16 protein-coding genes and 1 tRNA gene are annotated in these 21,084 nt (G+C 57.4%); 2 read left to right on the top strand and 15 right to left on the bottom strand.

Annotated elements, in window-relative coordinates; genetic code table 11:
• Window positions 1–183, top strand: a 183-nt coding sequence (locus Q3981_RS07755) for a hypothetical protein (protein ID WP_303125009.1), incomplete at its 5' end; no start/stop codon positions are given.
• Here Q3981_RS07755 and rpmA read toward each other — a convergent pair.
• The 10 genes from rpmA to Q3981_RS07705 all read right to left on the bottom strand — a co-directional run bounded on the left by rpmA (window position 180) and on the right by Q3981_RS07705 (window position 14,085).
• Entirely contained in the window at window positions 180–455 is a 276-nt protein-coding gene (gene rpmA, locus Q3981_RS07750) for a 50S ribosomal protein L27 (protein WP_012731987.1), read from the bottom strand. The genes Q3981_RS07755 and rpmA overlap by 4 nt on opposite strands.
• Window positions 456–529: 74 nt before the next feature.
• Window positions 530–832: a 50S ribosomal protein L21 gene (rplU, locus tag Q3981_RS07745; RefSeq protein ID WP_012731988.1), complete on the bottom strand. Its 303-nt coding sequence runs from the start codon at window positions 830–832 to the stop codon at window positions 530–532.
• Between the two features lie 253 nt (window positions 833–1,085).
• Window positions 1,086–4,835: a translation initiation factor IF-2 N-terminal domain-containing protein gene (locus Q3981_RS07740; protein WP_303125002.1), complete on the bottom strand. Its 3,750-nt coding sequence runs from the start codon at window positions 4,833–4,835 to the stop codon at window positions 1,086–1,088.
• Window positions 4,836–5,377: 542 nt separating this feature from the next.
• Window positions 5,378–5,788 carry a nucleoside-diphosphate kinase gene (ndk, locus tag Q3981_RS07735; RefSeq protein ID WP_303125000.1) on the bottom strand — a complete coding sequence of 137 codons (411 nt, stop codon included), beginning with the start codon at window positions 5,786–5,788 and terminating at the stop codon, window positions 5,378–5,380.
• A 110-nt stretch (window positions 5,789–5,898) separates the two neighbouring features.
• Window positions 5,899–6,651 (bottom strand): amino acid ABC transporter ATP-binding protein, encoded by a 753-nt coding sequence (locus Q3981_RS07730; protein ID WP_303125013.1) that lies wholly within the window; start codon window positions 6,649–6,651, stop codon window positions 5,899–5,901.
• 89 nt (window positions 6,652–6,740) lie between these two features.
• A complete protein-coding gene (locus tag Q3981_RS07725; protein ID WP_012731992.1) occupies window positions 6,741–7,673 on the bottom strand; it encodes an amino acid ABC transporter permease in 933 nt (310 codons plus the stop codon).
• 269 nt (window positions 7,674–7,942) lie between these two features.
• On the bottom strand, window positions 7,943–8,347 hold the full coding sequence (locus tag Q3981_RS07720; RefSeq protein WP_303125011.1) for a DUF4233 domain-containing protein: 405 nt from the start codon (window positions 8,345–8,347) through the stop codon (window positions 7,943–7,945).
• 101 nt (window positions 8,348–8,448) lie between these two features.
• Complete coding sequence (locus tag Q3981_RS07715; protein ID WP_303124997.1) at window positions 8,449–10,065, bottom strand: folylpolyglutamate synthase/dihydrofolate synthase family protein; 1,617 nt, start codon at window positions 10,063–10,065, stop codon at window positions 8,449–8,451.
• A gap of 82 nt (window positions 10,066–10,147) precedes the next feature.
• Window positions 10,148–12,919: a valine--tRNA ligase gene (locus Q3981_RS07710; RefSeq protein ID WP_303124995.1), complete on the bottom strand. Its 2,772-nt coding sequence runs from the start codon at window positions 12,917–12,919 to the stop codon at window positions 10,148–10,150.
• A gap of 170 nt (window positions 12,920–13,089) precedes the next feature.
• Window positions 13,090–14,085, bottom strand: a complete 996-nt coding sequence (locus Q3981_RS07705; protein ID WP_303124993.1) for a malate dehydrogenase — start codon at window positions 14,083–14,085, stop codon at window positions 13,090–13,092.
• Window positions 14,086–14,709: 624 nt separating this feature from the next.
• On the opposite strand from Q3981_RS07705, the gene Q3981_RS07700 reads away from it, so the two are divergent.
• Window positions 14,710–15,582 (top strand): TetR/AcrR family transcriptional regulator, encoded by an 873-nt coding sequence (locus tag Q3981_RS07700; protein WP_303124991.1) that lies wholly within the window; start codon window positions 14,710–14,712, stop codon window positions 15,580–15,582.
• A 122-nt stretch (window positions 15,583–15,704) separates the two neighbouring features.
• Here the strand turns inward: Q3981_RS07700 and clpX are convergent, their stop codons facing one another.
• The 5 genes from clpX to Q3981_RS07675 form a co-directional block, all read right to left on the bottom strand.
• Window positions 15,705–16,973: an ATP-dependent Clp protease ATP-binding subunit ClpX gene (gene clpX, locus Q3981_RS07695; RefSeq protein WP_303124989.1), complete on the bottom strand. Its 1,269-nt coding sequence runs from the start codon at window positions 16,971–16,973 to the stop codon at window positions 15,705–15,707.
• Window positions 16,974–17,165: 192 nt separating this feature from the next.
• Window positions 17,166–17,786 carry an ATP-dependent Clp protease proteolytic subunit gene (locus tag Q3981_RS07690; RefSeq protein ID WP_041629449.1) on the bottom strand — a complete coding sequence of 207 codons (621 nt, stop codon included), beginning with the start codon at window positions 17,784–17,786 and terminating at the stop codon, window positions 17,166–17,168.
• A gap of 65 nt (window positions 17,787–17,851) precedes the next feature.
• Window positions 17,852–18,490 carry an ATP-dependent Clp protease proteolytic subunit gene (locus Q3981_RS07685; protein ID WP_303124987.1) on the bottom strand — a complete coding sequence of 213 codons (639 nt, stop codon included), beginning with the start codon at window positions 18,488–18,490 and terminating at the stop codon, window positions 17,852–17,854.
• Between the two features lie 174 nt (window positions 18,491–18,664).
• Complete coding sequence (gene tig / locus Q3981_RS07680) at window positions 18,665–20,152, bottom strand: trigger factor (protein WP_303124985.1); 1,488 nt, start codon at window positions 20,150–20,152, stop codon at window positions 18,665–18,667.
• Window positions 20,153–20,256: 104 nt separating this feature from the next.
• A tRNA-Pro gene (locus Q3981_RS07675) sits at window positions 20,257–20,333 on the bottom strand.
• Between the last annotated feature and the right edge of the window lie 751 nt (window positions 20,334–21,084).

The raw sequence follows: 21,084 nt of genomic DNA, 5'->3' as shown, positions 1-21,084 counted from the left end.
AGATTCGCTGTGAGGGGTTGTGGTGCTATTCCGGCTGTGGTGGCTCACGAGTTCTCCCTCAACATCGTTGGGGTTGGGGTGGGGTGGGAATGCTTGGCATACCTGCCAGGTCATTATTCCACATATAAAAAGAACTCCCCCGGGCGATCAGACGCCGGAGGAGCTGCGGAGACGGCGAACTAGGCCTTGGCGGGCTCAGCTTCGACGTTCTCGACGATATTGACGGTGCGACGGTTACGCTTGCGAGCGAACTGAACTGCACCTGCTTTCAGGGCGAAGAGCGTGTCGTCGCCACCACGGCCGACGTTCTCGCCGGGGTGGAATGAGGTACCACGCTGGCGAACAAGAATCTCGCCCGCCTTGACCTGCTGGCCACCGAAGCGCTTCACGCCGAGGCGCTTTGACTCTGAATCGCGACCGTTGTTTGAGCTGGCCGCACCTTTCTTGTGTGCCATTGGTTGATTTCCCTCCTTGGAAAAACTCGGGCACGTGGCAGCTGTGGGTCATGAACCCGCAGCGGCCGCGAGACTTACTTGATGCCGGTGATCTTCACAACGGTCAACGGCTGGCGATGCCCGTGGCGACGCTTGTATCCGGTCTTGTTCCTGTAATGCATGTTGCGGATCTTCGGGCCCTTGGTGTGCTCGACGATCTCGGCGTTCACTGCCACTGAGGACAGATCATCACCTGAGGTGATTGAGGCACCGTCGACGAGCAAAACCGGGGAGAGAGCCACGGACGAACCCGGCTCACCCTCGATCTTCTCGACCTTGACGAGGTCACCTTCAGCAACCTTGTACTGCTTTCCGCCGGTCTTGACGATCGCGTACATAAGAGGGCTACCCCTTTTTATTTTTCGCTCGGCTCAGGGCTAATCACCCTGACTGGACTATTAACGTGTTCGCGGCATATGACATGAACGGTTGCCCGGGCGCAATCATGAGCACACACGGGTCTAGACAGTCGGCCTGCGAACAGCGACTGCTCAAGACTACCCGGTCACCGATGGATAACAAAACCGTCTATATCATTGTTACCAGTGTGAAACGAATCGACGTTTACTCCCGGGCATCTTGAGCTACCGATCACTTCTTTGTGGAGGCTCTTCGCCGCGCACGACGACGGCCATTCTTGCGCGCGGATGACCCACTGTGCGAGTCGGTTTCCCGCTTGTCGGAGCGCTCTGACCGGTTGTCGGCCGATGACTTATCCGACTGCTTCTGGTCTGGAGCGTTCGACGAGTTACGTCCCGTTTTACCGGTTTTACCGGTTGTACCGTCTGGATAGTTGTCCTTTTCCGGCGGTACATCGGACCGGGAGTTTCCGCGAGTAGCTCGCCGACGCCGTGGCGACCGGTCGAACTGCCGTTGTGCCTCCTCATACGTTTCCTTGTGCTGAGACGAGGTGTCTGCTGAGGAGGATTTCTTGTCTCGGGACCGGGACGATGACTCTCCCGAATCCTTCGAGCGGGATTTGGTTCGGGACGCATCCTGACTTTGGTGCTCGTCCTTCGCCTGGGACGCATCCTTATTGCGAGACTTCGATTGCGACGACGATGCCTTCTTAGCCTGCGATGCGCTCCGGCGGGTCGCGTGACGACGACCACGCTGCTTCTTACCGCGTGTGGTCTTCTCTCCGCTCCCCTTGTCCGCGTTGCCGTCAGCATGGCGGGCAGTTTCCTCGTCATGCTTCGTCGCACTTTCCGGCTGGTTCACTTTCGCGCTATCGGACTCTGCGTGGTCTGCCTTTACCTGCTCCTCACGCTGGGCACGCGATGAGCGTGTTGCTTTACGACGCCGCCGGCGACGGGGACGCCCATCCTTGTCGCCAGAGGAGTCATCGTCGCCACCACTCCGAGAGTCTTGCGCCGCTGGGAGATAATCAGCGCCACTAGGCTCATCGGGATCTTCGTCGTCCGCAAGAATTACTGCAGCTGCAGCGATTTCCTCGATGGAGCGCCGACGCGTGGTCGTCTCGTCAGAGTCGCCCTGTTTTCCAGAATGACTCTGTTTCCCAGACTCGCCTTTTCCAGCATGGCCCTTCTTAGAACGGCCACCCCCAGAGCGGTCACCCTTAGACCGGTCATCCTTGGAATCACTCGACGTATCGTCCGCATGATCGTCGGTATCGTCGTCAAACGAGTACTCGGGCAGGTCATTGTCGACATTGTCCTGAAGCGCCGCGCTATCATCATCGGATTCATCATCATCCGTGCTGCTCAACAGGATGGGATCGTCGTGGACGATAAAGCCACGGCCGTGGCACTCGCTACATGGCGTCGAGAAGGTCTCGACCAAGCCCTTGCCCAGCCGCTTACGGGTGATCTGAACAAGGCCCAAGGAGGTCACTTCACCCAGCTGGTGGCGGGTCCGGTCCTTGGCCAGGGCTTCACTGAGCCGGCGAAGCACCAGTTCCTGGTTCTCTTCCAGCACCATGTCGATGAAGTCGACGACGATCATGCCGCCGATATCACGCAGCCGCATTTGACGGACGATCTCGTCGGCCGCTTCGAGGTTGTTGCGGGTCACGGTTTCCTCGAGGCTGCCGCTCGAGCCGGTGAAACGGCCGGTGTTGACGTCAATGACCGTCATCGCCTCGGTCTTCTCGATAACGAGCGTGCCTCCGGACGGCAGGAACACCACGCGGTCCAGCGCTTGTTTCAGTTGCTTATCAATGCCCCAGTGGCCGAAAGCGTCCTGCCCCTCGTGGTCCTGACGCTCATACTTCGACAGTTTCTCTTCCAGGTCCGGCGCAATGCGGTGGATGTACGACGACACCATCGACCACGAGCGGTCCCCGTCGACAATAAGCTCATCGAAGTCTTCGTTGAAGAGGTCACGCACGACCTTAACCAGCAGGTTCGGCTCTTCATGCAGTGTTTGCGGGCCATCAAAGTGCGGCTTCGATCCCTTCTTGCCGCCCTTCGAATTCTTCTTCCCGGAACCTTTCCCGGAGGACGCCTGCGAGCCCGGCAGAGTACGGAGCTCGTCAGCTTTCTCAAGGATCGTGTCCCACACATTCTGCTGGCGACGAACATCACGAGCGATGTCCTCGGTATCGACGCCCTCAGCGGCCGTGCGGATAATCGCACCTCCCTCATCAGGCAAAATACCGGAAACGGCTTTCTTCAAGCGCTTCCGCTCGGGCTCCGGGAGCTTGCGCGACACCCCGTGCGCACGCCCTTCGGGTACGTACACCAGGTACCGACCCGCCAACGAAATGTGGCTGGTGAGCCGCGGCCCCTTGTGACCAACGGAATCCTTCGTGACCTGAACCAGAATCGGATCGCCCGGCTTGAGCGCTTTTTCGATCTTCCGCTGACGGCCGGTGTGCCGAGTGTGCCGCCAATCAATGTCTCCGGAGTAGATCACGCCGTTGCGGTCGGTTCCGATATCGACGAACGCGGCCTCCATGCTGGCCAGGACGTTTTGGACCCGCCCTAAGTAAATATTGCCGACGAGGGTCCGCGTGCGTTCCGACGTCACGAAGTGTTCGACCAGCTGGTCATCTTCCATGATGGCGACTTGCGTGACTTTTCCGGAGCCATCGGATCGTACTGAATCGCGAACAATCATCCGGCGGTGAACTGCGTCCCGGCGCGCCTGGAACTCAGCCGTGCTGATGGTCTGGTGTTTGTCGCGCTTGTTTTCTTCGCGACGCTTCCGCGCGGCTGCAGCACGTGTAGAGCCCTTGATCTTGGTGGGCTCATCGGACTTCGGCGACTCCTGTTTCCCCTCGCCGGAGCCATCACCGTTACCCGAGGAGTTGTTGCCCGAGGAACGCCCCTTCTTGTTCTTGTCCTTACGTTTGTTGGAGTCGTGCTTATTTGAGTCGTGTTTGTGGTCTTTCTTGTCCCCCGATTTGCCCTTATCGCTGCTCTTCTTCGATCGCTTGGACGACGAACCACGCTCATCTTCCGAGGTGTCATCCTCATTGTGATCTTTGGAGTGACGAGATTTCGGCGACTCATCGACGTTCTTCTTGCCCCGGCCACGGCGACCCCGGCGGCGTCGATATGACGGTGAGTCGTCATTCTCCTCATTGTCGACGTCTGACGTGTCCTCTGCGCCCTCTGACGATTCGTCATCGGACGTGGAAGAATCACCTGACTTACCGCGGGATTCCGTCGACTTCGTGGCGACCGGCGTGGGCGCCATGAAAATCGGAGTCGGAATGGAAATATGATTCGCTTCCTGGTCCTCAGCGGTGTCGGAGCTCCCAGTTTCTAGTTCTTCGGCGCTTGGTTCGCCAGCTTCTGGCGTATCGACGTCGGTCTTTTCCGCCTCAGTCTCTTCTACCGCGGACTCATCGACGTTGGCTTCCCCAGCATCAGCGTCCTCTGCTTCGGACTTATCTTCCTCAGACTTGCCGACGTCGGCAGGCTCAGCCTTATCCCCCTCAGGCGTCTTCGCCTCAGCCTTATCCGCCTGCTCCTTATCGGTATCAGCGTTCTGAGATTCGGCATCACGGGTGTCGTCAGAGCCGCCTTTGTCTGCAGCTTGGACGCGGTCGCGGAATTCGGCCACTTGTTCACGAGTGACGGTCGATTGCGCACTGCGGACGTTGATTCCGACGGCACCAAGAAGGGCAATGACTTCTTTGCTCGTATGCCCGATGAGTTTCGCTAACTGGTGAACACGTGTTTTCGCGGCGAGGTCACGCTCGTCGAGTGAAGAAATGACCGCTTTTGTTCCGGCGGATAAGGCACTTAATTCGGTGACCATCTCGGGATGGGCCGCTCGTGATGCCCGAGTGTTCCTCGACTTCGATTGTGATGATGTATTTGTCGTTCGTTTTGCCGAACGTCGACGGGGTGTACGGCTTGTGTCAGCCACAATTCTCCTTTAGCAGCACCGCAGTGGTCGCGCCCCAGATAGTTGGCACGGGCCGATGGTCCAGTCCGTCATGCGCACGATGGCTTACTCATTCCAAGCGACGTCTGCTCGGCACCATCGAACACTGACTAGCACAGTGCGTGTATAAATCCGGCTGGACAGCGTGTGCAGTGCGGTTCTTTTGTCATGGTAAAGCTTGCTGGCGGAACAGAAACGGGGGCGCAGCTTGCAGCTATCTTCTAAAAGCTCGCGGTTATAAACACCGGGGTAATAGAGCAATCCCGGACGGCCCCTCGCTGTTAAACGACACACATGGGGCACACAATGTGCGGTCATGCGCTGCAGCGCAGCTTCGCCCGTCTGCATTCCGAATATTATTTTGTCATAGGTGGACCGGAGGGCGGCGGATCAGCAGCCCTCGCCCACTACAATTCCCCGTACAACCAGGCCAGATGCCTTGGTGAACGGAGTGTCGTTATCGTTCCCGCACCGTCAACATGTTGTCATGTGCCATGTGGTCATCGTGCGGGGTCGATACGAATTTAAAGGTTCGGGAACCAGATGCCGATTTCGCGTTCTGCCGATTCCGGCGAGTCCGAACCATGAACGACGTTGGCATCAACGTCGAGAGCGAAATCTCCGCGGATGCTCCCCGGTGTCGCTTTCTTCACAGGGTCGGTACCCCCAGCGAGCTGCCGCCAAGCCTCAATAGCGTGTGGGCCTTCGACAACTCCAGCAACGAGCGGCCCCGATGTGATGAATTCAATGAGGTCTTTGAAGAACGGCTTGTCTTTGTGCTCTTCGTAGTGCTTTTCCGCGGTCTCCCGGTCTGCCACGCGCAGATCCAGGGCGGAGAATGTGAGCCCCTTACGCTCGATACGGGCGAGAATCTCTCCTACGAGGCCTCGTTCGACTGCGTCGGGCTTAATCAGAATGAGGGTACGTTCAGACATACCATCATTGTAAGTCATGAGTCACCTACGCTTGAAAGGCTTAGCAAAGCGTCTTTCCTAGATGGGGCTCCCCACCCACGGAACGGCCGAAGAGCATCCAGATCCTCGCGTCACAACACCGACTGGAGGAAAGCTTGGAGTCGATCTGACTTCGGGTTGTTGATCACGTCCTGCGGAGCGCCTTGCTCCACAATCTGCCCTTCATCCATAAACACGACGTTATCGGCCATTTCGCGCGCGAATCCCATTTCGTGAGTCACCACGATCATGGTCATTCCACTCTCGGCAAGCTCTTGCAGAACAGTGAGGACTTCAGACACCAGCTCGGGGTCCAGTGCCGACGTCGGTTCGTCGAACAACATAATCTCTGGATCCATAGCCAACGCACGCGCGATGGCGACACGCTGCTGCTGGCCACCCGACAATTCACCCGGATAATGCGTCGCGCGATCCCCTAGTCCAACCCGTTCAAGGAGCTCAAGTGCCCGTTTCTTGGCCTTCTCTTTGGGTACACCTTTAACCCGGCGCGGCGCTTCCATCACATTTTCCAAAGCAGTCATGTGCGGGAAAAGGTTGAACCGCTGGAACACCATCCCGATGCGGGAGCGCTGTCGGGAGATGTCTTTCGCTTTCAAACGCTGGAGTCGGCCGTCGGAAAGGGGTTCTTGTTCGTACCCCTGCAGCTCTCCATCGATCCGAATGGAACCTGCCTGGATTCGCTCCAGTTGGTTAACGCAGCGCAGTAAAGTCGACTTGCCTGACCCTGATGGACCGATGAGCACGGTGACGTCACCACGATTCACCGACAATGACACGTCTTTGAGGATGACCAGCTCACCGAAGGCTTTCCACAAACCGTCGATGACAACTAGCGGCTCACCCGAACCGGCCGTAGCCGTCGTCGCCGACGTCGTACTCGTCGATGTATTCTGATCCGCGTTTACGGGCTTACTCACTGTTCGACCTCCGGGATTTTGCTCAGTTTCGACGGGTCAGACGCCACTTTTTGGATTCGTTTGGAGCTACGGTTTTTATCAAAACCGCGGCCGAAATATCGCTCGAGGAAGTACTGCCCAACCATGAGCACGCTGGTCACGACGAGGTACCACAGCGCCGCGACGATCAGCAGCGGGATCGGTGCATAGAGACGGTTGGCAATGGCATTGGTTGCGTACTGCAGATCCAGGGTAAACGGAACGGCCAGAACCAGGGAGGTCGTCTTCAGCATGCCGATGGTTTCATTCCCTAGCGGCGGGATAATGACGCGCATCGCCTGCGGGATAATAATTCGACGAAGGACAGTGCTGTGCTTCATCCCCAGGGCCCGGGCGGCCTCATGCTGGCCTTCGTCCACGCTCTCTAAACCGGATCGGACGATTTCGGCAAGATAGGCACCTTCGTTAAAACCAAGCCCCAGTGTTGCAGCCCAAAACGCCGTGATGATGTCGGATGTATCGAATTTGAAGAACTCGGGGCCAAAGGGAACCCCCATGGACAACTTCGGATACAGAACAGCCAACAGCCCCCAGAAAACTAACTGGGTGTAGACCGGGATTCCACGGAAAACGAAAATATACGCCCAAGCAACGGAGCGAAGAACAGGATTCTCACTCTGCCGCATAATGGCCGCGGTCACAGCCAGCACAATACCGATCGCCATGGCCAGAACGGTCAGCAGCAGGGTCCACCCAACACCTTTCACGACGTTCACGTCGCGGATGTAGTCGTTGACCACGTCCCACTGATAGTTGGTGTTTGTAATCAGGCCGTGGATGAACATCGCGACTAAGACTGCAACGATGACAGCTGCAATCCATGTACCCGGATGGAAGACCCCACGTTCCCGGATTCGACCGGGAATAGGATCGGTGTGATGTGAAGCCATGTTGGTGTCTCTCGTTACGTGATCAGTGCGGGTACCTATCGAGGGGTCAGCCCACAGGTCGCAATATTATTGATGTTTGAACATATTATTACATCAACATCCCGAAGACGAGGTCGGGCTCTGGTGCGGATGCTTAACGAGCTTGCCGACGCGGGCAACGGCGATGCTCTCCACGATGCCCCACCCGACTCGCCCGATTCCCCGATTACCGCTTGTCCCCCGACGAAAGGTCCCCCGGATCCCCCGATCCCCCTGCATGTTCCGCGGATCTATGTGTGCTGGGTAGTTAACAACCCGCGCTTCATTCGCTCGATTAAGTTCTTGCGCAGGTACACGATGTACGCCCAGACGAGTGCGAAAACGATACCCATCACACCCATTGCGGGATGAACAATGAACCCGACGATGGCAACGACCTGCAAGAACAAGTCGACCCCCAGGGCCCAAGGCTTCCCCTGTAGGAACGACATCACCAATAAGGCAACGCAAAATACGATCACCGACACGATGTTGAAAGGCGTGTTATACGCGCCTTCGTCAACTCGGGCTACCACGGGGAGAACCAGTAAGAAGGTGATGAACTCCATGATCAAGGTTCCGGCCATCACTCCCCGCAACCCTTTCAGCGGGTCCTTCACCGGATCATGGCCGGGCCCTAGAGGGCCATACTCGATCGCGTCGTCGCCCTTCGCGCCGGGGCGCTGACTACCAGACCGCTGGTCGCCGGGCCGCTGGGCACCGTCGCGACCCGAACCTGTTTCTCGTCGATCCACCACTACTCCGGTTCCTTTCCTAGCAGCGCACGCGCACGGCCTGCTGAATAAACACTGCCCGTTATGACGACCCCTGTTCCAGCCAAACCATAGCCTTCTTCCTCGCCTTCCTCTTCGGCCAGCGCAACAGAGTCTTCGATGGCGTCGGCCATAGAGGCTGCAACATGCACCCGTTCATCACCGAAAAGCGTGCGCGCGAGCTCTGCTAACTCGTCGACGGGCATAGCTCGTGGCGAGTCGACCTCCGTGACAACGATTTCATCAAACGTGTCGCGCAGGGTTTCCAACACTCCGACGACATCTTTGTCTTGGAAGATGCTGACGATGCCGATGAGGCGTCGGAAAGAAAAATCGTCATGAAGGGTTTCGGCTAAAGCGCGGGCACCTTGGGGGTTATGGGTGGCGTCAACAAATACCGATGGCGAGGTTCGGATGCGCTCTAAACGGGCTGGTGAACTGACGTTACCGAAGCCCTCGCGGACAGTGTCGACGTCCAATTGCCGTCCGCCTCCCGCGCCAAAGAAAGCCTCGACGGCGGCAAGCGCTGTCGCAGCATTCCGGGCCTGGTAGGCACCAGACAGCGGGAGGAAGATGTTTTCGTATGTTCCCCCGAGACCGCGAATAGTTAAGGTCTGCCCGCCAACAGCCACGGATCGCTCAACGACGCCATATTCACTCCCGGCGCGGGCCACCGATGCATCGACGGACACCGCTTGTTCCAGGATCACATTCATCGCGGCGGGGTCCTGCTCGGCGATAATGGCGACATTATCGGGCGGGGTAAGAAGGTCATCCTTGTCCCACCGAGACTTAATAATTCCCGCTTTTTCACCGGCAATTTCTTCAATGGTGTCGCCGAGGTATTCGGAATGGTCCATTCCCACCGGGGTTATCACGGTCACGTCGCCGTGCACGACATTCGTTGCATCCCAACGGCCACCCATGCCGACCTCGACGACAGCAACATCGACGGGGGCGTCGGCAAATGCGGCAAATGCCATCGTCGTGAGCACTTCAAAGGTACTCATACGCGGTCCCCCGTCGTCCTCAGATCGGCGGTCGACCATCTCGACGAAGGGCTTAATGGATTTCCAGGTCTGCACAAAGTCTGCGGGATGGATGGGCTCCCCATCGATGGCAATTCGTTCCGTCACCGACTGCAGGTGAGGGCTGGTGGTACGGCCGGTGCGACGGTGAAACGCACGAAGGAGGGATTCAATCATCCGCGTGACGGAGGTTTTCCCATTCGTTCCCGCAACGTGAATAGATGGGTATGCGTGCTGAGGATCACCCAAAAGATCGAGCACCTGATGCATGCGATCCAGGGTGGGATCAATTTTCGTCTCTGGCCAGCGCGAATTGAGCTGGTCTTCGACGTCCGCCAGCGCCTCGAGATCGTCCGGTGTGATGGTGCGGTGCACGACTTCCGGCTTTGTCTCGTCGCTCAAGGGCAACGTCAGCCCAGCATCATCGACTTCGAGATCATCGGAGATCGCGGCGTTGATGTCCTCCGGGCTCAGTGATGCCGGATCGACTGAATTGCCCTCGATCTTGTCGTGATGGGAATGGGGGATTCCCCCGTCATTGCCGAGGTCATCCTCGTCACGACCTGCCACCATTCATACCTTCTTCCTTGTATCCCGCTTCGTTCTATGCAGTTCGTCCGCATTCACCGGGGGTTTCCGCCCAGTTTTCCGGGGCTTATCCGAGGTCTGCCAACCGCGCTGAAATCCTCGCGACCTCTTCCTCGGCAATAGCTCGACGCTCACGGATCTTGTTGACCACGGCATCCGGCGCCTTCGTGAGGAAGTTCTCGTTGGCCAGCTTCTTACCGGTGGTTTCCAGTTCCTTGTTCGCCGCTTTGAGGTCTTTCTCCATACGCTTCCGCTCAGCGTCCTTATCGACGGTGTCGGACGTATCCAGTTCGACAGTAATCGTGGTTTGCGATAAGCGCAGTTCAATGGACGCCGTCGCGGAGAATCCGTCTGAGGGTTCGTCGATACGAGCCAAATTACGGATGGCAGGTTCTTGCTCCTGAAGATCCGCAGCGGCGCAATCAACCCGGGCAGGTACCCGCTGTGACGGTTTCACGCCCTGGTCGGAACGGAAACGGCGGATTTCCGTCACCAATTTGATGAGGTCCTCCACGCGACGTTGAGCAACGAGGTCGGCGTCGGCACCGTTTGTCGTCATGGACGCATCAGGCCAGGAAGAAACAACCAGAGACTCTTTCTGCCCTTCCACCCCATTGGTGAGCGCGGTCCACAGTGTTTCTGTCACATACGGCATCGTCGGGTGGAGCAGACGCAGAATTGTATCCAGCACTCGGCCGATAACACATTGCGTGGCCTGCCCGGTTGCATCATTGTCCTCGGGGTCGCGCGGGATCTGCGTCTTCGCGATTTCCAGGTACCAGTCGCAGAACTCGTCCCACGTGAAGTGATAGAGCGCCTCGCTCGCCTTCGCGAATTCGTACTTGTCCAGGGACTTATCGACGTACTGACGGGTGGCCTCCAGGCGGTCCAGGATCCACCGGTCAGCGTCCGTGAGCGAGGAGCGCTCTGGCAACGGGCCCACCTGCGCGCCATTCATCAGCGCGAACCGGGTTGCGTTGAAGAGCTTCGTCGCAAAATTACGCGAGGACTGCGCGGCGTCGCTACCGAGCGGCAAGTCTGTTCCCGGGTTTGCACCGCGAGCCAGCGTGAAGCGCAAAGCGTCGGCTCCATAATCGCGCACCCAATCCATGGGGTCGATGCCATTGCCCAGTGACTTCGACATCTTCCGGCCCTGTTCATCGCGGACAAGACCGTGCAAGAAAATGTCCGTGAACGGTACCTGAGGACGGCCGTCCTTCGCCGTCGCACCCTGGCCATCATGAAGGGTTGAGTCCTCAAGGGTATCGGCGTAGGTGGCGAACATCATCATTCGGGCCACCCAGAAAAACAGGATGTCGTAGCCGGTGACCAGCACGGACGTCGGGTAGAACTTGTCTAGATCCTTGGTGTGCTCCGGCCAGCCCATCGTCGAGAACGGCCACAGACCTGAGGAAAACCAGGTATCCAACACATCGGGATCCTGGTGCCAGCCCTCACCTGTTGGAGGTTCATCGTCGGGGCCGCAACAAACGACCTCACCGTCGGGGCCATACCAAATCGGAATCCGGTGGCCCCACCACAGCTGACGAGAAATGCACCAATCGTGCATGTTGTCGACCCAATCGAACCAGCGGGGTGTCTGGCTTTCCGGGTGGATGACGGTATCACCGCTGCTCACCGCTTCAGATGCCATCTTGGCAAGGCCATCGACCTTCACCCACCATTGCTCGGACAGGCGTGGCTCAATGGCCTCCTTGGTCCGCTCGGAGTGGCCCACCGAGTGAACATAGGGGCGGATCTCCTTCACAATTCGGCCCTGTTCGCGCAGCGCCTCCGTGATCGCCTTCCGCGCCTCATACCGATCCATGCCATCGAATTGAGTCCCGGTATCCGCAATATGCGCCGTCTTATCCAACACAACAGGCATATCGAGATTGTGGCGCTGCCCCATCGCGAAGTCGTTGGGGTCATGAGCCGGCGTGATCTTCACAGCACCGGTGCCGAATTCCGGATCGACATAATCGTCGGCAATGACCTTCATCATGCGGCCTTCGATAAAGGGGTGCGGTAATTCTTTACCGACAAGGTCTTTGTATCGATCATCGTCAGGGTGGACGGCCACGGCGACGTCGCCCAGCATCGTCTCAACACGCGTCGTCGCGACAATGACGTGCGGCTCGTCGTCGTTGAGCGAACCGTAGCGGATGGAAACGAGCTCGCCCTCGTCGTCGGAGTACACGACCTCGATATCCGAGATCGCGGTCTCTAACTTCGGCGACCAATTCACCATTCGGTTCGCACGGTAAATCAGCCCCTGATCATAAAGCTTCTTGAACATGGTCTGAACCGCACGCGAGAGCCCCTCGTCGAGGGTAAACCTCTCACGCGACCAGTCCAGAGAATCCCCCAAGGCGCGCATCTGGTTGCCGATTCTCTCGGCGTAGTCTTTCTTCCACGACCACACCTTGTCGACGAATTCCTCGCGGCCGTAATCGAAGCGGTCCTTCCCCTCTGTCTCCTTGAGAAGCGCCTCAACCTTGGTTTGGGTGGCGATACCCGCGTGGTCCATCCCCGGGAGCCACAGGACCTCATAGCCTTGCATCCGCTTCTGGCGAGCAAGAGCATCCATAATCGTGTGGTCCAGTGCATGGCCCATGTGCAACTGCCCGGTCACATTCGGCGGCGGCAAAACAATGGAATACGACGGCTTCGATGACGACGCATCCGCCGTGAAGTAGCCCTTGTTTACCCAGCTCTCATAGAGTTCCTTCTCAACATCCGCGGGATTCCACTGCTTAGGTAAGAGGTCTGCGCGGTTCGTCGTAGAGGATTTCGATGATGACGAGGAGCCTTGCGGCGTATGACGGGCTGAATTCATGAGGTTCATTCTAAAACGGACCGAGGACATATGCCGTTTCGGGGCAACGACGGCACAAGGCCCGACTCTTCCACCAGGGAGAGCCGGGCCTTAAACAACCGTTTTTACAACGCCTAACGGGCGCCTACTACGCTTACGGGGCGCCGATCAGTCGTCGAGGACTGTCAGGGCTAGATCAAGCCGCTATCCTCCACGATCTTCTTTTCGTTACGGAGCTCCTCCACGTTGGCATCGATGAGCTTGCGCTGTGCGTCGGAAATCTCCAGGTCCTTAACAACTTCCCACTCACCGTTCACCGAGCGGCACGGGACGGAAGCGACCAGGCCTTCGTCGATACCGTAGGAACCATCCGACGGAAGCGACACGGATACCCAGTCGCCTTCCGGGGTTCCGGCGAACCAGTCGCGCATGTGATCGATGGCTGCCGAGGCTGCGGAGGCTGCCGAGGACTTACCGCGGACCTCGATGATTTCAGCCCCACGCTTGGCAACACGCGGACGGAACTCGTCGGCAAGCCACTTCTCATCGACCTTGTCAGCAACAGACTCGCCATTGACCGTGGCGTAGGTGACATCGGGGAACTGCGTGGCAGAGTGGTTACCCCACACCGTCATCTTCGCGAAGTCTTTCACCGGGGCACCCAGCTTTTCGGAGAGCTGAGCCAGCGACCGGTTGTGATCCAGACGGGTCATGGCGGTGAAGTGGTTGGCCGGGATGTCGGGGGCGCTGGCCTTCGCGATCAGGCAGTTGGTGTTGGCAGGGTTGCCCACGACGAGTACGCGCACATCTTTAGCAGAGTGGTCGTTGATTGCTTTACCTTGGGGCCCAAAAATCTTGCCGTTTGCTGCGAGGAGATCGGAGCGTTCCTCCCCTTTACCGCGGGGCTTGGAACCAACCAAGAAAACCGCCTGAGCATCCTCGAATGCTTCCTCTGCCTTATCGGTGACCGTGATACCGGTGACCAGCGGGAATGCAGCGTCAAAGAGCTCCATCGCGACACCCTGAGCAGCGGAAACAGCCTGCGGAATATCGAGCAGCCGGAGGTGAACCGGAGTGTCCTTACCAAAGACGTCACCTGAAGCAATGCGGAAGAGCAAAGAGTACGAAATCTGTCCGGATGCTCCGGAAACAGCAACGTTGACGGGATTCTTTCCTTCAGCAGTCATTAAAACCTTCCCTACATATCGGTGTACCGCGTACCACCCGTTCACAGTCGGGCCATCCACCTACTACTCGAGGGATCAGTTGCCCGGAAAAGAGCTACGGAACGGTAGGTCCGCACGCCTCCAACGATACTCCTTGACGCGGCCACCCTGCATATACAGACCTGCGTAGACAGAGTTGCGTCGCGGTTGCGCCCGTCCACACCACACCCTCCACACGGCAACAGTCGTGGCACCTACCATTCCGTAGGTTCTTTCTTGGCAAGGGGGTAGTTGCACGCGTCGATCGTATAAAGGTGGGCATTGATCGGGACGCTATGTACTTAACTACCCCCGAATAAGGTCAAAAATGCTCTGCGAACTGGGATAAACCAAGAGACAATGCAGAAAGTAAAAACTAATGTCTACGATTGTGTTGGTAATTATGGCACCAGGTCGAGACCGTAACTGTTCCTCTACCACCGTTAGTCGATCAGCATCACTAGCACGTGGAGGTTGGTGGCGGACTGGATCATAAGCTCGTCGATAATGTGGATCATTCGATGAGGGATCAAGGAGCATGAGGCAACAGACTCAGCACGCCGCGAACTGAAGCCATAGATGTCAACCCCGTTCGAAGTAATGAGTATGTCAACATCGCCTTTACACAACGACTCCCCCTCAGCACCCGACCTCATTTCCATCGATACCGGCCCTATCTCGAAGGACGCTGAGACCTCAGCCCCCGAGCATGAGGAAATTCTCGACGCCGCGCTGACCGTTTTTTCTAACGTCGGCTATAACGAGGCTCGCCTGGAAAACATCGCGAGCGCGTCCGGTGTCTCTAAACGGATGATCCATTACTATTACGGCGACAAAAAAGGCCTGTATATGGAGTGCCTGCGCTATGCGGAAACGCTCCTCCACCCGAAGGCAGAAGATCTTATTCCTGACAGTGACGTGCCGGTTGAGGCGATCCGGCAGCTCATTGACATCCTTGTGAAGAAGTTCTTTGCCGAGCCGCGGTCGGCCAGGATGTTGGCCATGGAAAACCTGCTCGGGATCCTCCCCCAAGATGCCGATGTCCACATCTTTTCTGGTTCACCCGCCGTTTTGCAGATCGGGGGACTGCTGATGAATGGCCAGGATCACGGCGCATTCCGGCCCGGGGTGTCCGCGATCGATATTTACTTCATCATCTGCGCATTGGCGACGTTTCCTGCGTATAACCAGTCGACCTTCCGGTCTATGTACGACGTAGCTACCGGCGACGAAAGCAACCGCGATGGTATTAATGCGCTGATTCAAGATACTGTGATCAGCCTCTTGACGACGACGATGGCCACGCGCGAGGGAGATTCCTATACCGTCACCACCGAGCAGCTTCGTGCGAGCGAGCGGGAGAATACGCCGCTATATGGCGATGGTGATCTGTTGGACGGCAGCGACGCGCCGGCCTCTAATGAGACCAATCGGTTCGACGAACAATTTGGTCCGTTCTCGGAGTTTTACCGCGACTGATTGAACGTTGGGCCGCGGTTCGCGCTCCGACAGTTTGGTTTCCGCACGTGAATCGTCGGCAACCATGTACGGGTTGAGGTGGCCGGCCTTTAAGAAAAACCGGCCTTGTAGCGCCACCGGCTTTAGGCGGATTCCCTTTCTGCCTCCGTGGACGAAATCAGCCTCGGCTCAGCACCTTCTGTGACGCATTCTTCTGAAATAACCACTTCGGTAACGTCTTCCGAGTCAGGGACCTCGAACATAACTGGTCCTAAGATCTCTTCCAGGATCGCCCTCAGACCACGAGCCCCCGTACCACGTTCGATGGCTTTGTCGGCAATGGCATTGAGCGCCCCCTCCTCCATGGTCAGGGTTACGCCGTCCATGTCGAGCAGCCTGCTGTACTGCTTAACCAGCGAGTTCTTCGGCTCAGTCAACACACGAACCAGCGCTTCGCGGTCAAGATCATTGACGGTAGCGACGACCGGGAGGCGCCCAATGAACTCGGGAATTAACCCGAATTTCACCAGGTCTTCTGGCTGAACATAGGAGAACGCATCGAGTTCGTTTTCCTCCTTCGAGGACACATTCGCGCCGAATCCGAGGCCTTGTTTTCCGCGGCGCTCACCAATGACTTTCTCCAAGCCCGCGAAGGCACCGGCAACGATGAACAAGACGTTCTTCGTGTCGAGCTGGATAAATTCTTGGTTCGGATGCTTCCGGCCACCCTGCGGCGGGACCGAGGCCACCGTTCCTTCGAGAATTTTCAGCAACGCCTGCTGAACACCCTCGCCTGAAACGTCCCTCGTGATCGAAGGGTTTTCCGACTTGCGTGAAATCTTGTCGACCTCGTCGATATAAATAATTCCGCGCTGGGCACGATCAACATCAAAGTCCGCAGCCTGGAGGAGCTTGAGAAGGATGTTCTCCACGTCTTCACCGACATAGCCGGCCTCCGTCAGGCTGGTCGCGTCGGTCATGGCGAAGGGAACGTCGAGCATGCGGGCCAGTGTTTGCGCTAGGTAGGTCTTGCCGGAACCAGTCGGGCCGAGCATGAGGATGTTGGACTTGGCGATCTCTATATCGTCGTCAGACTTATGGTGGTCATTCTCATCGGCTTGGATGCGCTTGTAGTGGTTGTAAACCGCCACAGCTAAAGTCCGCTTTGCGGTGTCCTGTCCGATGACGTAATCACCGAGAAAGTCGACGATCTGCGATGGCTTCGGTAGTGCCTTGTCGGTCTTCTGTGCGGGTGAATTATCAAATTCTTCTTCGATAATTTCATTGCACAGGTCGATGCATTCGTCGCAGATGTACACACCTGGGCCCGCGATGAGTTTGCGGACCTGTTTCTGGCTCTTTCCGCAAAAAGAGCACTTCAGGACATCCGCGCTTTCCTGCATACGTGCCATAAATTCCCTTGACCCCTAACGACTTCGTAGGCGTACAACCGTTCGTGGTTGTCTATCCGAGACCAAAGCCCAGAATAGCAGCGGAGCTAGTCGATTCCGCGCTCATTCTGGGCTCGTTGTCATTTCATTATAAAACTGGGCAGCAAACCGGCACTTCCGGTTCATAGGCCCTGGTGGCGTAGGTACTCCGCCTTATTTCTGTGCAGAGGCCTTCCGGTAATCAAAGACTTGGTCGATGATTCCGTATTCCTTCGCGCCTTCGGCGGTGAGGATCTTGTCGCGGTCGGTATCGATACGGATCTGTTCCGCTGATACGCCAGTGTGCCGAGCCAAGGTGGTCTCCATCAAGGTCCGCATACGCTCGATCTCTGCGGCCTGGATTTCGAGGTCGGAAACCTGACCCTGCGTACCCTGCGTCGCTGGCTGGTGGATAAGGACGCGCGCGTTCGGTAACGCAGCACGCTTGCCCGGAGTACCGGCTGCCAACAGCACTGCAGCAGCCGACGCAGCCTGCCCCAAGCAGACAGTGACGACGTCGGGACGGACGTACTGCATGGTGTCGTAAATCGCCATGAGCGACGTGAACGATCCGCCGGGCGAGTTGATGTACATGGTGATATCACGGTCCGGGTCTAGCCCCTCGAGGACGAGGAGTTGAGCCATGATGTCGTTGGCGGAGGCGTCGTCAACCTGGGTGCCGAGGAAGATGATGCGCTCTTCGAAAAGCTTGTTATACGGGTTGGATTCTTTGGCCCCAAATGAGCTGTGCTCGACAAATGATGGGAGGATGTAGCGGCTTTCTGGCATCTGCATGTGGGAAACCCCGTTCAGTTGAGAAGAAGAATACTGGTTGAGTTCATCGCTAGGGTTCATGGCCACTACTCTGTCTCCTCCTTCGCCGATGTAATCACGTGGTCAACAAAGCCGTACTCTAAGGCCTCCTGGGCATCGAACCAGCGGTCACGGTCGGAGTCCTTCTGAATCCGCTCCAGCGGCTGGCCGGTGTGCTGCGCGTTGAGCTCGGCCAAATCGCGCTTGGTGCGGGCGAACTGCTCTGCCTGAATGGCGATATCGGCTGCCGTTCCGCCAACACCTGCCGACGGCTGGTGCATCAAAATGCGAGCGTGAGGCAAAGCGTAACGCTTGCCTTTTGTCCCCGCGGTGAGGAGGAACTGGCCCATGGAGGCAGCCAGGCCCATCCCGTACGTGGCGATGTCGCACGGCGCGTACGTCATAGTGTCATAAATCGCCATGCCTGCAGTCACAGAGCCACCGGGCGAGTTGATGTACAACGAAATGTCCCGCGTCGGGTCCTCCGCGGAGAGCAAAAGGATCTGTGCGCACAGCCGGTTGGCGATGTCGTCATTAACCTCGGTGCCGAGGAAGATAATGCGTTCCCGCAGCAGTCGCTCGAAGACGGAATCGTTAAGGTTTAGTCCTGCTGTCCCATTGTCCATGGTGGGGGCAGAATATCCCTTCTGAGCACTAAGTCCAGTGTCGTTTGAGGAAAAGTTCATTATGTACGCTCACTTTCCAATGTTTTTGGGTGCACCCCAGACTAGCTAATTCGATGAAGTGTGGCTCGCCTTTTGTGCTCTGTTCGCTGTTAGCGTGCGTCGGTATGAGATGCCGATGCCCCCACACCTTTCGGGGCGTGGGGGCAGTGTCGGAATTATCCGCAAGTCAACGGTTTATTTTTCAGCGTTCTCTGAATCGTCATCGGTGGGCGTTGCCACGGGAGCTTCCGCCGCTTGATCGAATTCAGCCGATTCTTCGGTCTCGGTGCCCGACGGCGTTGCTTCGCTGTTTTCAGATGCTTCGGCATCTGCGGACCCGGTCGAAGTCTCGTCGGTGTTTTCTTCTTCACCGAAGTATTCTTTCGGATCGATCTCGTTGCCATCGGTGTCCTTGACTGAAACCGTGCAGATGGATTCAGCCAAAGCCTTGCCACGACGGACGTCGGCGTAAAGGGCACCGATCTGGTCCGACGCCTGAATGGCCTGCATGAACTGCTGAGGCTCCATGCCGTACCGCTGGGCGGTGAACATAATGTGCTCGGTGAATTCCTGCTGGCTCACCTCTGGCTGAAGCTCATCAGCGAGAGTGTCGAGGAACAGCTGAGTCCGCACAGCCTCTTCGGCGCTGGACCGAGTGTCGCGATCGAACTCTTCGCGGCTGCTGCCCTGAGCGGCGAGAAGCTGGTCAAAGGCTTTCTCATCGCCATTGAACTGCTGCAGGAGCTGATTCAACTGGCCTTTAACCTGCTCTTCAACGACGGCTTCTGGCAGCTCGAAGTCGGTCTTTTCCAGAGCCTTCTCGAGAACCTTGTCCCGGATCGACGACGCCTGCTCAGCCTTCTTGTTTTCCTCGACCTGCTTGGCCAAGGACTCACGAAGCTCGCCGATGGTGTCGAATTCCGATGCGAGCTGAGCGAAGTCATCGTCAGCTTCGGGAAGCTCACGTTCTTTGAGCGACTTCACGGTGACAGTGACCTCGGCCTCTTCGCCTTCGTGGTCACCGGCAACGAGGTTCGACTTAAAGGTCTTTGATTCATCGACCTTCATGCCCTCGAGCGCGTCGTCCAAGCCCTCGATGAGCTCACCGTTGCCGACCTGGTGGGAAAGGCCTTCGGTTGTGGCTTCGTCAACGGGTTCGCCACCCACGGTGGCGGACAGGTCAATGGAGACGAAGTCGTCCTTCTGGACTGGGCGCTCCACTGCCTTCAAGGTGCCGAAACGTGCGCGGAGGTTGTCCAGCTCAGCGTCGACAGCGGCGTCGTCGGCAACGAGCGGATCAACTTCGACCTCGATCGTGGAGAAATCAGGAAGGTCAATCTCCGGGCGGACGTCAGCCTCTGCGGTGAACTCAACGAGCTCGTTATCTTCCAACCGGGTGATGTCAATGGTCGGCTGCGTGAGGACCTTGAGGTCATGCTCTTCAACAGCCTGGCTGTAGCGACTGGGCAGCATGTTGTTGATGGCCTGGTCGAGAATAGCCCCACGACCGAGCCGCGCCTCAAGAACGCGCGGAGGAACCTTGCCTTTACGGAAGCCAGGGAGTGTGACCTGCTGCGCCAGCGAGCGGTAGGCTTGGTCGATCTCCGGCTGAAGCTCGTCAAAAGGAACTTCGACAGTAAGCTTTACGCGAGTCGCGCTCTGTTGCTCAACGGAGCTCTTCACGGATGCACACTCCTGTGGTGTCGTTGGTTATTTGGAATACAATTTCTCTCTATTTGTGGAGACCCGGCCTGCCAAACGTCGTGTCTGACCGGCCGGGCCACTCCTGGTCGGGGTAGCGGGATTCGAACCCACGACCCCTCGCTCCCAAAGCGAGTGCGCTACCAAGCTGCGCCATACCCCGGTATGAAAGAAAGTCCACCGGCCACATGTGCCGAAGACAACTAGAGTCTACGGGCACCGTTTTTGCCACTTTCAATGACCCCCACTATTCAGCGTTATCCACCGCAAAATACGTGGTGAAAGAGCTTTTTGTGATGTTACACGGTGAACTTATGGATTAGCAATGGAACACGACTGCGCCGTTCACCACTCTCCACCATGACAGCAGCTCTATGCCTTAAGTCCTATGCCTTACGTCTCCTGTCTCACGACGGGCACTGCCGCATGATGACGACATAACCTATACAACAAAGTGTCCACACCGCGTTTTGTCGTATAACACCCGGGAAGAACCCAATTCCTGGGGCGCGAAGCACCGACGCACCAAAGAAGGAGCCGGTACACGTAAAACTGCGGGCAAGCTACACCTAGAGCCCGCGTGGAACCCAAAAGTGCGGGGGAATACGCGCCCCAAAATAAAAGTGCGGGGCTATATGGTCAATTTTCGGCCATTTCTCGCCCATATCCCCACGCAGTTTTCACAACCGACCCCGATATACCGCCACAGTTTTCCGGCACACGGACACTATTGGCGTATAACCCTGAAGAACCTGTTTGGGCACATGCATAGTCATACGACGAAACCCGGCTAGTTCTCCGCAAGCGTGGAAACCAACCGGGTCTTATTGTCGTCAGGACTTTCGATGTCTCCGACATAATGGAGGGAATGACGGGAATCGAACCCGCGTCTTCAGCTTGGAAGGCTGAGGTAT

Origin of the sequence: Corynebacterium sp. (assembly GCF_030530965.1) — a bacterium.
GTDB lineage: Bacteria > Actinomycetota > Actinomycetes > Mycobacteriales > Mycobacteriaceae > Corynebacterium.
The sequence above is the reverse complement of the archived record's forward strand: the minus strand, read 5'-3'. Positions and strand labels throughout refer to the sequence as shown.